General features: G+C 48.6%; 8 protein-coding genes. 7 read left to right on the forward strand and 1 reads right to left on the reverse strand.

The window, feature by feature from the left end; translation table 11 throughout:
• The first annotated feature begins 6 nt into the window (after positions 1-6).
• From FN124_RS26515 to FN124_RS26535, 5 genes are all read left to right on the forward strand, one after another.
• Positions 7-3,249 carry a TonB-dependent receptor gene (locus FN124_RS26515; protein ID WP_185937390.1) on the forward strand — a complete coding sequence of 1,081 codons (3,243 nt, stop codon included), beginning with the start codon at positions 7-9 and terminating at the stop codon, positions 3,247-3,249.
• A gap of 15 nt (positions 3,250-3,264) precedes the next feature.
• Positions 3,265-4,728: a RagB/SusD family nutrient uptake outer membrane protein gene (locus FN124_RS26520; protein WP_142687808.1), complete on the forward strand. Its 1,464-nt coding sequence runs from the start codon at positions 3,265-3,267 to the stop codon at positions 4,726-4,728.
• 79 nt (positions 4,729-4,807) lie between these two features.
• On the forward strand, positions 4,808-6,451 hold the full coding sequence (locus tag FN124_RS26525; protein ID WP_221887915.1) for an FAD-dependent oxidoreductase: 1,644 nt from the start codon (positions 4,808-4,810) through the stop codon (positions 6,449-6,451).
• Between the two features lie 19 nt (positions 6,452-6,470).
• Positions 6,471-7,697 (forward strand): MFS transporter, encoded by a 1,227-nt coding sequence (locus FN124_RS26530; RefSeq protein WP_221887916.1) that lies wholly within the window; start codon positions 6,471-6,473, stop codon positions 7,695-7,697.
• 32 nt (positions 7,698-7,729) lie between these two features.
• Complete coding sequence (locus FN124_RS26535; protein WP_142687810.1) at positions 7,730-10,642, forward strand: T9SS type A sorting domain-containing protein; 2,913 nt, start codon at positions 7,730-7,732, stop codon at positions 10,640-10,642.
• 398 nt (positions 10,643-11,040) lie between these two features.
• Here FN124_RS26535 and FN124_RS26540 read toward each other — a convergent pair whose 3' ends face one another.
• Positions 11,041-11,493 (reverse strand): DUF1569 domain-containing protein, encoded by a 453-nt coding sequence (locus FN124_RS26540; RefSeq protein WP_142687811.1) that lies wholly within the window; start codon positions 11,491-11,493, stop codon positions 11,041-11,043.
• A 133-nt stretch (positions 11,494-11,626) separates the two neighbouring features.
• Between FN124_RS26540 and FN124_RS26545 the strand changes: the two genes are divergently transcribed.
• Both FN124_RS26545 and FN124_RS26550 read left to right on the forward strand, forming a co-directional pair.
• Entirely contained in the window at positions 11,627-12,613 is a 987-nt protein-coding gene (locus FN124_RS26545) for a GlxA family transcriptional regulator (protein ID WP_142687812.1), read from the forward strand.
• On the forward strand, positions 12,610-13,350 hold the full coding sequence (locus tag FN124_RS26550; protein WP_142687813.1) for a sterol desaturase family protein: 741 nt from the start codon (positions 12,610-12,612) through the stop codon (positions 13,348-13,350). Before FN124_RS26545 ends, FN124_RS26550 begins: the two co-directional genes overlap by 4 nt.

Genomic DNA, 13,350 nt, shown 5'->3' on the forward strand with positions numbered 1-13,350 from the left:
CTCATTATGAAACTGACATACTTTCTTTTGCTGGCATGCTTTTGCCAGGTCCACGCCAGCAGTTACGCGCAAAAGGTCACGCTTCATGAAAAAAACGCATCGCTCGAAAACCTGATCAGGAAAATCGAACGGCAATCCGGCTATGTATTTTTTCTCGACTATGCCCTTCTCGACCAGTCGAAAAAGGTAGATGTCGATATTTCGGAAGGTACCCTGCAGGAAGCCGTAGAGCTTTGCTTCAGGCCATTTGCGCTCACTTATACCATCCTGGGAAAAACCATCGTTGTAAAGCAAAAAGCGCCCGTGGCGGCCGATCCCGCCATTGAGGTACGCGGTAAAGTAACAGACGCGGATGGAAAGCCCCTTCCGGGTGTAACCGTTTCGGTGCCCGGCGCTTCAAAAGGAGCTGTTACAAACGACAACGGTGAATTTGTGTTATCGGTACCGCCCACGGCCACACTGCATTTCAGCATGATCGGCTACAAGGCAATGGATGTGGCGGTGAACGGCCGGAAAACCTTAGCGGTAACGCTTGTAATGGAAAACACGGCGCTGACGGATTTCATAGTAGTAGGTTATGGTACCCAACGCCGGGGAGATGTAACCGGCTCCATCGCTTCAGTGAACACCAAAACGCTGGATGGAACGCCTATCCGCTCTGTAGACCAGGCCCTGCAGGGCAGGGTGGCCGGTGTTACCTTTGTACAGAACTCGGGCATGCCCGGCGCGGGATCTTCTATCCGTGTGCGCGGCGGCAACTCCATCAACGGCAGCAATGAACCTTTGTACGTAATTGATGGGGTGCCGGTATTTGCTGACCAGGGCAGTGATGGTACTTCGCTCAACCCTTTGAACAGTATCAGTCCTACTGATATAGCATCTATTGAAATTTTGAAAGATGCGTCTGCCACAGCCATCTATGGTTCCCGCGGCGGCAACGGCGTGGTGCTCATCACCACTTCCCGCGGACAACGTGGCATGTCCCGCATCACTTTTGATTCTTATTATGGTACACAACAGATCCTCAAAAAATACTCCCTGCTGAATGCATCGCAGTTCGAGCAACTGGCCAATGAGGCAAGTGTTGCTGAAAACGGTCCCGAGCTGTATGATCTCAGCAAAACGCCTGCTACCACCGATTGGCAGGATGCCATTTTCAGAACGGCTCCTATTCAGAGTTATTCCCTGTCGTTTTCCGGTGGGGATCCGAAGACCCGTTTCCTCGTTACAGCCAATTACTTCGATCAGCAGGGCATTGTACGGGCGTCTGACTTGAAGCGGTATTCGTTGCGGGCTAATCTTGATAAAGATATCCGGGATAATATTAAACTGGGTAGCAGTCTTACCATCAGTAATGTACGCACCAACCGGGTGAACAGCGGATCATTGTTCACCATGGCCACTACGGCGCCTAACCTGCCCATCTACCAGCCGGACGGCAGTTTTACGGAGCTGAATAACCAGGGTGCGCCGTTTGATAACCCGGTGGCGCTGATCGGGAATTACAAGAACTTTAATAACGTTTTCCGTACGCTGGGAAATGTGTATGCGAGTGTAGACATCGTTAAAGGACTTACTTTCAAAACGCTCTGGGGCGCTGATGTAAACTTCGCGCGCAATGATATTTATCTTCCGCAGGCGGTATACTCAGGTTCCCAGCTGGGCGGAAATGCATCCGTATCCACCAACCAGACCTTTACCTGGCTGAATGAAAATACGCTGACCTACAACCTGAACAAAGATGAGCACCAGCTTAACCTGCTTGGTGGTTTTACCCAGCAGAGCTCTTCGTACCAGTCGCTCGGCGCTGAAGCGCAGGGCTTCCTGAACGATAACCTGGGCACCAACGCACTGGGCAATGCGGCGGCTGTACAGCCTTCTTCTTCCAGTATCGCCAGGTGGGCGCTGCTCAGCTTCCTGGGCAGGGCCAACTATAGCTTCAAAAATAAATACCTGCTCACGCTTACAGGCAGGTACGATGGATCTTCCCGTTTTGGAAAAAACAACCGCTTTGGCTTTTTCCCTTCAGTAGCCGTTGGCTGGAAGCTTGACCAGGAGCCGTTTATACGCAACCTGCATGTTTTCAGCAACCTGAAATTAAGGGTGAGCCATGGTCTTACAGGCAACCAGGACGGTATAGGCAATTATCCTTCTTTGGATCTGATGGGCAAAGCCAACTATTCCATCGGCGGGGTGAACGTGATAGGGCTTATGCCTTCACAGGTGGGGAATCCTGATCTGCGCTGGGAATCCACCGCGCAATCGGATATTGGTCTTGAGCTGGGATTTTTTGACAACAGGCTCAACTTTATCACAGATGTATACTATAAAAAAACAAGCGACCTGCTGCTGTATGTGAAAATTCCTACTACATCGGGTTTCTCCACTTCATTGCAGAACAGGGGACAGGTGGAGAATAAAGGGATAGAGTTCACCGTAAACGCTACTCCCATAGAACAAGGCTTACGCTGGGAAACAGGTTTTAATATTTCATTCAACAGGAACAAAGTACTGGATCTTGCCGGTGTCGACCGCCTTTTCGCAGGCCAGGGCCCTAACCAGAGCACTGTTGTGCAGGTAGGCCAGCCATTGGGCTCCTTCTTTGGCTTTGCCAGCGATGGTATTTTTAAGTCGAAGGAAGAAGTGGATGCCTCGGCTCAGAAAACCGCGAAACCAGGCGATATCCGGTTCAGGGATGTGAATGGAGATAAGAAGATCAACGACGACGACCGCGTGTTGTTGGGGAATGCCCAGCCGAAATTCTCTTTCGGTTTCAGTAATACTTTTTCTATGAAAGGATTTGACCTGATGGTATTGCTCCAGGGCGTTTATGGTAACAAGTTATATAACGTGAACACCGCTACGCTGGAAAATCTTACCGGCCTGCAAAACCAGAGCACCACCACGCTCGACCGCTGGACGCCTGATCATACCAACACCAATATTCCGCGCGCCACTACGGTAAAGCCAACTTCCCGTTCCTGGGACCGGCTGGTGGAAGATGGTGCCTACCTGAGGGTAAAAACGGTGCAGCTGGGATATAACCTGCCGCAGGAAACCCTGCAGCGTATTAAGCTTGCGGGGCTGAAGGTATATGTGAATGTACAGAACCTGTTCACCATTACGAACTATTCAGGGCTTGATCCGGAAGTAAGCCGTTATGGGTCGGACAATGTAAGCCCTGGCTTCGACTCCGGCGCTTATCCCAATGCGCGCACGATTTCTTTTGGTATCAATGCCAGCTTCTAATCAAAATCATTTGTCATGAGATCTGCAGTTTATTTCATCATCATATTTTTTACGCTGGCGGCAGTGGGTTGCGCCAGGCTCGACGGCGTTCCGGAAGGCACTTACACCACAGACAATTTTTACAAAACGGAAGCAGATGCCGTATCTGCCGTTAATGCTGTGTATTCCGGCCTGACCAGCTCCTATCTGTATAACCAGTTTATGGAAGTGATACAGTCGCAGGGAACAGACGACTGCGAATGGGGATTTGGCCGCAACACCAGCAACACCGATAAAACGGCGCTGGATAAATTCAATTTTGATGCAGGCACCAACCTGTTCTACCAGTTCTGGAGCACTTCCTACCAGGTGATCAACCGTGCCAATGCAGCGGTGGAAAATATTGGCGCGATGACCGCCGTTGGTACTGAAAAAAAGAAACGCATGCAGGGAGAAGCCCGTTTTGTGCGGGGGCTGATGTATTTCAACCTGGTACGCCTTTTCGGAGGAGTGCCGTTGTTGCTGCAGCCTACCACTTCGCTGGATAACCTTGCCATAAAAAGATCTTCAGCAGAAGAGATATATGCGCAGATCATCGCCGACTTCCGGTTTGGCGAAGAAAACTTACCGGAAACATATGATGCGGTTAATGCGGGAAGGGCCACCAGTGGTGCTGCTATGGCCATGCTCGTAAAAACATACCTTACGCGGAAGGAATATACAAAAGCCGTGGAAGAAGCAAGAAAAGTGATGGCGCTGGGCCGTTATTCGCTCTGGCCTTCTTACCAAGATGTATTCCTGATCGCCAATGAAAACAAAACTGAATCCATCTTTGAAGTGCAGTTCCTCAGCGGTTCCGGTAATATCCCCAGCAGCTATGCGGGCTTTTACCGTCCTTCATTTGATAAACGGCCGGGGTTTGGCGGCAACGGCGATAACCCGGTTACAAAAAATCATTATGATGCTTATACTGAAGGAGATCTCAGGAAAGATGTAAACGTGATAAAGTATTCCTATACTACAGATCCCAAAGCGCCTGCCACGATTAAAAATCCTTACTACGTGGCCAAGTTTAAGGATCCTGCGGCGCTGAATGTGAACGATGGTGGTAATAACTATTACATTGTCCGTTATGCCGACGTGCTGTTGATGTTTGCAGAAGCGTTGTATATGTCGAGCCCCGGAAGTGCAGAAGCGCTGGAAGCATTTAACCAGGTGAGAAGACGCGCCTATGGCCTGCCACTGAATGCGCCTTCTGCAAGGGATCTTGCGGGAGGTTTGAGTGCCGCTGCGTTCCAGGATTCCGTGTTGAAAGAGAGGAGACTGGAATTTGCTTTTGAAGGGCAACGGCGTTTTGACCTGCTGCGCACCGGTAAACTGAAACAGGCCATGAACGCACAGGATCCTACTATCACTGTAAGGGAATCAGACACGCTTTTCCCTATCCCGTCGCAGGAAATGGATACCAATCCTTTGCTGGAACAGAACCTGGGATACTGATCAAAAAAATTTTTCCGGCTGGCATGAACAGGATGCACCCTGTTCATGCGGCTATACTCATGCTTAAATAATGATGAAAATGAGGACTTCAATTATCCGCAGCCTGGTAGTAATGATCGTTATACTGTCTGGCAACCGGTTACCGGCCCAGCAGCGCTGGGACGTATGTGTGTATGGTGAAACGCCTGCAGGCATCATGGCGGCTATACAGGCCGCAAAAATGAATAAACAGGTATTGCTGATCAGTAATACCGCTCACGTGGGAGGTGTGGCCACTTCGGGCCTTACGGCCACCGACCTGAATAATTTCAGGAGCGCCGGCGGGCTTACCCGGGATTTTTTCCAGCGCCTGTATACTTACTACAGCGATAGTAGTGCATGGCGCAGCGAGTCGAGGGATGTGTTTTTTGAGCGCTCCAAAAAACGCACTTTCTCCGGTAAGAACGACTCCCTGAAAATGCAGTGGGTGTATGAGTCCCGCGTAGCGGAAAATATTTTTAAAAAAATGTTACAGGAAGCCGGTGTGACAGTGGTATACAAAGAAAGGCTGCTGCTCAAAAAAGGTGTAACGAAGAAAGGCACCGGTATTGTTTCCATTCAGATGGAGAATGGCCATCGTTATCATGCAAAGATATTTATAGACGCTACTTACGAAGGAGACCTGATGGCAACTGCCGGTGTTTCCAGCATTACCGGGAGGGAGGCAAACAGCGTGTATAATGAAACGTTGAATGGTATTAAGCTCAATGATATTATCGGCAAAGGGAACAGTTCTATCGATCCTTATATTAAGAAAGGTGATCCTTCCTCCGGTGTGCTGCCGTTCCTGGAACCGAAGATCCCGGGAGCTAACGGGGAAGGCGATCACCGCACGCAATCGTATTGTTATCGTATGACGCTGACCGACGACCCGGCCAACCGGATCAGCATTGTAAAACCTGCGGGCTACCAGCCGCTCTGGTACGAATTCCTGGCCCGCATGCTGGAAATGAACCCTGGCTATATGCTGAAAAATATTATCTCTTTCACGCCTATGCCCAACAGGAAAACGGATACCAACCAGGCTGATTTTGTGGGCGCCAATTACGGTTGGCCGGAAGGTAACTATGCAGAGCGCAGCAAAATTGCGCAAATGCATAAAGACTATGTATTGGGTTTACTCTGGTTCCTGGGCAATGATCTACGGGTGCCGGATTCCCTGCGCACAGAAATGAAGCGCTGGGGTTTACCCAAAGATGAATTTACAGATAACGGCAACTTTCCCCACCAGCTGTATGTAAGAGAAGCGAGAAGAATGGTGAGCGATTATGTGATGACAGAAAAGAACTGCAACGGCGAAGAGCCTGTAGAAGATGCGGTGGCAGTGGCCACTTATCCGCTGGATTGCCACTATGTTTCCCGCGTAGTGGATGCGGAGGGAAGGGTACATGCTGAAGGCAGCTATGGTAAACAGAAGAACACTTATTACACGATCAGTTACCGTTCGTTACGTCCCAAAGCCTCGGAAGCCGGTAACCTGCTGGTTCCGGTATGCTTGTCGGCCTCACATGTGGCTTACAGCTCTATCCGCATGGAGCCGGTATTTATGGTGCTGGGGCAATCGGCCGGCACTGCCGCCGCGCTTGCGCTGGATCGTAATATGAGCGTACAGGAGTTGCCTTATGAGGTGTTGCAGCCGGTGTTGCTGAAAGACGGGCAGGTACTTTCTCTTGACAGGAAATAAGTTATAGCAGATGACAAATATGAAACAGTCAAACAAAGGCGCCATACTCGCCGCAGTGGTGGTCGCCTCTCTCGGGTATTTTGTGGATATATACGACCTGTTGTTGTTCAGCATTGTACGGGTGCCCAGTCTTGAATCGATCGGGCTGCGTGGCCGGGAAGTAACAGACAAGGGCATTTTACTGCTCAATGTACAAATGACCGGTATGTTGCTGGGCGGCATCTTGTGGGGAGTGCTGGGCGACAGGAAAGGACGGCTGTCTGTTCTTTTCGGGTCTATTTTCCTTTATTCTGTTGCCAACATTGCCAATGGTTTTGTGAACAGCGTATGGGCGTATGCGTTATGGCGCTTTGTTGCCGGTCTTGGTTTAGCTGGTGAGCTGGGCGCCGGTATTACCCTGGTCGCGGAATTAATGCCTAAAGAAAAAAGAGGTTATGCCACTACCATTGTAGCAGCCGTTGGTATCAGCGGCGCAGTAGCAGCTTATTTTGTAGCGCAGCATTTCAACTGGAGAACCACTTTTTTTATTGGTGGGGGTCTGGGGCTTTTGTTGCTGCTGCTACGTATTGGCGTAGCAGAATCGGGTATGTTCGGCGCAGCGAAGCAATCGGAGAACCGGGGAAATTTCCTGGCGCTTTTCACCAACGGTAAGAGATTTTTTAAATACCTGCGCTGTATCCTCATTGGCGTGCCGCTGTGGTTTGTGGTAGGAGTACTGATCACGCTGTCGCCGGAATTTGGTAAAGTACTGCATATTGAAGGCAATGTGAATGCCGGCGCTGCGGTAGCCTGGTGCTACGGTGGATTGGTAGTGGGAGATATTTTCAGCGGCGCCCTCAGCCAGTTGCTGAAAAGCCGGATCAGGGTGGTGTATGTGTACCTGTTTTGCTGTATGGCGGCGGTAAGTATTTATTTCCTGGCAGCAGGTATCAGCCTGCAGCTCTTTTACTGGATATGCGCGCTACTGGGGTTCTCGGTAGGTTATTGGGTGATTTTTATGACCATTGCCACCGAACAATTCGGTACCAATATCCGCGCAACGGTGACCACCACCGTGCCCAATTTTGTGCGTGGCGCAGTAGTGCCGCTCACTTTCCTGTTTCAATTCATGCAACTGCTTTTTAACGGCTCCCTGATACATGCCGGTATCAGTGTGGGTGTGATATGCCTGGCGCTGGCTTTCTGGTCGCTTACCGGCATGCAGGAAACATTTCATAAAGACCTGGATTACCTGGAGGAATGGTAGATATACTCACACTTTAAAACCACGTTCCACTTATGAAAAAATTGATACTTATGATGATGATGCTTGTGGTTGCGGGCAACGCAATTGCGCAGGCTATCAAAACCACGTTGACAAATTCCGCGGGGGTATATACCCTTTATCGCGGTGGTGTGCCGTACCATATCAGGGGAGCGGCCACCAATAACTTTTATTTACAGGTATCTGCCTATGGGGGCAATACCATCCGTACCTACAGTATCAATGATTCCACCGGTACCTGGCTGGACAGTGCCAACACGCATGGCATCACTGTTTGCCTTGGTTTGGGTGTGAAGAAATTACAGGAAATGAATTATGCAGATACTGCTGCTGTGCGTGTACAATTTGAAAACATGCGGAGCCAGGTGCTCGCCTATAAAGATTATCCTGCACTGCTGATGTGGGCTATCGGCAATGAAACAGATGCTAACTACAACCCGCTAGACACTGCCTACAACATTGCCTACTGGGATGCGCTGAATGATATTGCACGGATGATCCATGAGGTAGACACCAACCACCTCACTACCGCTGTATTTGTAAACTCTGATCTGAAGAAAATGCAGTTGCTGAAAGAACGGTTTACTGAGCTGGACATACTTTCCATTAACAGCTATGCGCCTAATCTTCCCGGGGTGTTGGGTAACCTGCAAACTGCTGGCTGGACAAAGCCTTATATGATCACAGAGTTCGGGCCCAGAGGCACCTGGCAGATGAATCCTGAGCCTAAGCGGAAGATGCCATGGGGCGCTTTGGTGGAACAAACCAGTACGGAAAAGGCAGTAGTGTACCGTCAGTCGTATCTTGATCATATTGCCGCGAATGCGCCTGATAATTGCCTGGGTGGTTTCGTGTTTGTATGGGGGTATCAATCATCCGGCGACGTAGTTACCTGGTTTGGCTTGTATAACCGGCTGGGAGAGACTTTTGGTGCTGCCGATGAAATGCAGTACGTATGGACGGGGGCATATCCATCCAATCATGCGCCCGTGATCCGCACCAGGGACTCATTGCTTTTCAACGGCAAACGTGCAGAGGATACCGTTATTGTGGAAGCGAATTCCATCAATACCGGCCGGGTGCGTGCCAGTGACCCTGATAATGATTCGTTGCGCTACGAATGGCTGATCATCCCTGAAAACAGCATTATGGCCGGTGGAGACCCTGGGGCCAGTTTACCAACACTTCCGGGATTAATTGTTTCGCAGCAGGCAGACAGCGCCCGTTTTATGGCGCCTGCCGCATCAGGCAACTACCGGTTGTATGTATATGTACACGATCATCGCGGGAAGATCGCTAATGCAAGTGTGCCGTTCAAGGTAATCCCTTCTTCTACTGGTAGGCTGATAAGATCAACTTCCACCGGCGGCAGCTGGTCGCTGGCTACCAGCTGGCAGGGCGGCATAGTGCCCGCGGATGCCGATACCGCAGTGATCATTGCAGGCAGTACCATTACCATTAATACGCCGGTGAAGGTAATGCGCACGGAAATAGCCGGCACACTGGGTTTTAACACTACCACCACGAACACTTTCACAACAGGCGACCTGCTTGTGGAGAGCGGAGGCGCCTTTTATGCAAGGAATGGTACGGTTGGCAGAACCATTACGGTTAACGGGAACCTATTGAACAACGGGGTTACTGATTTCTCAAAAGCAAGCACCATCCTGGTCATGGGTCAGGCGGCAGATAGCACCACTATTGGCGGCACGGGGACTTACTCAAATGGTATCATCCGTAGTCTTACGATAAATAATCCCGCCGGTGTGGTATTACAAACACCCATCAGTATTCCTTCGGTGCTCACGCTCAGCAGTGGCGTATTTTATAACGGCACCTATCTCACTATGGACAACACGAATGTAGGCGGCAGCGCCAGTTCAGTTAACTGCCAGATCAGGCGCTCGCAACATGCTTCACTTGGCAGTGATTATACATTGGGCAATACGGCTGCATTATACGTGGTGTATAATCACGATGTAAATGCGCCTGCACAGGTGATAACAGAAGGCCATGAGATCCCGGTTTCAAGGTCGCTGTTCAATATCACCGTTAACAACCCCGATGGTGTGATGATCAGCGACAGTCTTACCCTGAAATCAAGCAATGCAGCGATAACACTCACAGATGGGATCATATATCTGCCGGCAGGCAAAAAACTGATCTGTACCAATACCTCCTACAATGGAACGCCGGGTAGTAGCAGTAGTTTCGTGAATGGTGGGGTAGGGCTTACCGCGGGCGCTACGCCGGTTACCAAAACTTTCCCTGTCGGATCTGCGGAGCAATACAGGAAAGTGGTGTTAACGGGGGTATCATCTGTTAGTGGCGCAGTAACAGTAGTAGTATCTATTGACAATGCAGCCGGTACGCCGGGCACAGGTATGAGCAGTTTGTCTGCTTCAAGGCGCTGGCATTGCGCCGTGCGCAGCGGCAGCCTGGCCGGCTTTACAGGCATTAGTATCGGCTATGGGGAAGGTGATGGGGCGACGCAAAACAGGCTGGCATTTTCAACTACCTATACGGGTGCATATGATGTAATACCCACCGATAATAATACCGCTGATGCAGTTACCAGTTCAACAGGCAACTACGGTGCAGGATGGTACACCACAGGGCTGAGTGAAAGTTATATGCAGCTGGGTAATAAGCCTGCGGTGGTTACCGATGCCTTCATTTATCCGAATCCCGCATCAGCTCTTATTTACGTAGTTTGCCCGCAGGCATTGAAACAGAAAGTACAGGCCAGCCTGGTGGATTTGCAGGGGAGGGTAGTGCAGTACTGGATGCTATCGCAGGGACAGGTACGGCAACCGCTTACGCTTGCTGCTAAAACAGGAAGTGGCGTTTATGTGCTGGTGCTGGAAGGAAAAGGGTTCAGGCGAACGTTTAAAGTGGTGGTGGGGCAGCAGGAGCAGAGATATTGAATAGTAAAGGCTGCCTCTCTTATTTATGAGGCAGCCTTTTCATTTTACTTTTTATTTAAGGTTTGTTCAATGGCGGCTAATCTTGCAGCCAGTGCTTCATTTCTTTTATTTTGTTCGATGATATACAACGTAAGCTCTTCTATTTTCTTTAGTAAATATCAAAGTGCAGGGCAAAGGATAGATACCGGTGTTTTACCAACAGCCGGTATCAAACCGGCCGGAAGCCTGCTGTTGTACCTGTTCCGGGGTAGAATAAATACCATGTTTTGCGGTATTGGTATGAGAGGATCGCACCGTTATTTTGTGTTCATCTTATAAAATTAAACCCTGATAAATGAAGAAAGTAATTTTTCTTGCATTGTTCTGTTTGCTTAACAGGTGGTAAATCAAAGTACGCTTTACGCATTAAACTGCCGCAGATGATGATCAAAGTGTTTGTATACGAAAATACCGATTTCATCCACCTTCATTTTGCCGAAGAAATCGTGGATAAAGCCTGGATTTGAATAGTGCCCATATGCAGCTACCTGTTCTGCCCATATCCTTTTCTCCAGTTCCAAGTCTCCTGTCTTTTCTTTGGTAAGGAAAGCGGGGCCGGAGGGCATGCCTTTTTTCATTGGCCTGTCGTTGTTTACCATGCCTTTTAAGGCCATTTTACCAAAGACCCTTCCGAGGAGCCCTTGCGTATAGGTAGTATGACCTCTTCCTAACATCCAGTTGTTCCATATAGTGCAATGTTTCGTCATCTGATAAACATTCATTTTACCCCATTGCGCAGTGTGTTTCCCGGTCAATGTGTTAATCCTGCTGATGATTTCTTCTCTTGTTGCGTTATCGAATATTGTTTTCATAATAACTTTTTTTTGATTGCTGATGTAAAATTAGGATGGGGCTGAAAGGTCATCACTGTGCAAACGTGACATTGAGCAGTGCATTTTGTGCCATTTTTTTGTATATTTTTGAGGAAGCAATGCAGCACCAGTTATGAAGCATATTTCGATAATTATATATGAAGATGTATTGCCAACGGCAGTTTCCAATACCACGGCGCTGTTGATGAGCGCCAATGAAGCTGTTGTAAAAAGAGGCGGACCCGCTCCTTTCCAGGTGGAGCTGATTGGGGCAGGGGGTAAAAATGCACAGCGGGAGATACCTGTGCGGTTTTATTGCAGCAAAACCATATCGGATGATTTTGATACAGATATTGTGATCGTTCCGCCTATGAGCACAGGCCCGGGTGATATCGACGAATTACTTTCCAAAAACGCGAAGCTGATTAGCTGGATCAGGCAGAAATACGACGAAAAAGCGCAGGTGATCAGCCTTTGTACCGGGGCTTACTTCCTGGCAGAATGTGGCTTACTGAACGGAATGCCGGCTACTTCCCATTGGGGAGCCATAGAAGACCTGCAGAAGAGATACCCGTTAATAGATTTTAAGGCCGATCATGTTGTTACCTATTCAGCATCCATTGTTACCGGTGGGGGTGGGTTTTCTTCATTAAATGCCTTGTTGTATTTTATAGAGAAAAACTGTGGCAAGGACATCTCCATAGAATTAAGTAAATTTTATGCCCTGGATTACGGGAGAACTTCACAAAGTATTTTCACCATTTTTTCAGGCCGGCGCCTTCACAGTGATGATGAAATACATAAAGCCCAAAGCTATATTGAGAAAAAGTTTGAAACAGATCTTTCTGTAGAACAGATTGCACGGCAGGTGAATATGAGCAAGCGCAACTTTATCCGCCGGTTTAAAAGCGCCACCTCATTAAGCCCTATTGAGTTTATTCAGCGGATAAAAGTAGAAGCGGCCAAGAAGGCATTTGAAGATGGAGAAACGAATATTGCCGCCATTACCTATAGGGTGGGATATAACGATTTAAAAACGTTCAGGACAATATTCAAGAGAATTACAGGATCTACGCCGGTGGAGTACCGGAACAGGTATAAAACTCAGGCAGCGGTATGAATATAATGGAGGCATTAAAGCAGATAACTGCCATACAACTTATACTGCTCAGCATAGTAATAAATCTGTTCCTGTTTTTTTTATCTGTCGGCTGCTATATGCTGTTCAGCCGGTTTAGCCGGAATACGCCTTTACAGGGTGGGTTGCAGAAGGTGACCAGCGGGGATATTCGTTTATCGGTGTTGGTGACGGGGTGTAACGCCCTTGTGTTTATTGTGGGCTACTCCTTATGGCAAAGGGATATACTGAGCGTAGGCGATAGCACCAATGTACTTTTGATCATTATGGAGGTGATTTTTCTTGTTATCGCCATGGACTTTTTGATGTATATTTTTCATCGTGTAGCTCATCTTCCCTTGTTTTATAAGCTTTTTCATCTCCGGCATCATCAGCATGAATCCACCAACGCTATCAGTTTATTTGTACTACATCCTGTAGAAGCGCTGGGTTTTGGAGGCCTGTTTGTTTTGGTGCTTTTTATTTATCCATTCTCTTATCCTGCTATCTCCATTTACCTGTTTATTAATTTACTTTGGGGCACCATAGGTCATTTAGACAAGGAGATCTTACCAAAAAGAATCTCCGTTTTATTGCAATCAGGCTTCCTGGGCACCACCAGGTTTCATAATGATCATCATAAGTTGCCCCATTATAACTATGGTTTTTATACGGTGCTATGGGACCGGATTTTTGGTACGCTGTTTCCCGGTAATACCGGTGAAAAGGCCGATGGATGA

The sequence above is a fragment of the Chitinophaga polysaccharea genome (assembly GCF_902150045.1).
Taxonomy (GTDB): Bacteria; Bacteroidota; Bacteroidia; order Chitinophagales; family Chitinophagaceae; genus Chitinophaga; species Chitinophaga polysaccharea_A.

Coding starts and splice junctions, on each gene's coding strand:
- FN124_RS26540 (WP_142687811.1), bottom strand. CDS start 11,493: ATGAAAACAATATTCGATAACGCAACAAGAGAAGAAATCATCAGCAGG.
- FN124_RS26530 (WP_221887916.1), top strand. CDS start 6,471: ATGAAACAGTCAAACAAAGGCGCCATACTCGCCGCAGTGGTGGTCGCC.
- FN124_RS26525 (WP_221887915.1), top strand. CDS start 4,808: ATGAGGACTTCAATTATCCGCAGCCTGGTAGTAATGATCGTTATACTG.
- FN124_RS26545 (WP_142687812.1), top strand. CDS start 11,627: ATGAAGCATATTTCGATAATTATATATGAAGATGTATTGCCAACGGCA.
- FN124_RS26515 (WP_185937390.1), top strand. CDS start 7: ATGAAACTGACATACTTTCTTTTGCTGGCATGCTTTTGCCAGGTCCAC.
- FN124_RS26550 (WP_142687813.1), top strand. CDS start 12,610: ATGAATATAATGGAGGCATTAAAGCAGATAACTGCCATACAACTTATA.
- FN124_RS26535 (WP_142687810.1), top strand. CDS start 7,730: ATGAAAAAATTGATACTTATGATGATGATGCTTGTGGTTGCGGGCAAC.
- FN124_RS26520 (WP_142687808.1), top strand. CDS start 3,265: ATGAGATCTGCAGTTTATTTCATCATCATATTTTTTACGCTGGCGGCA.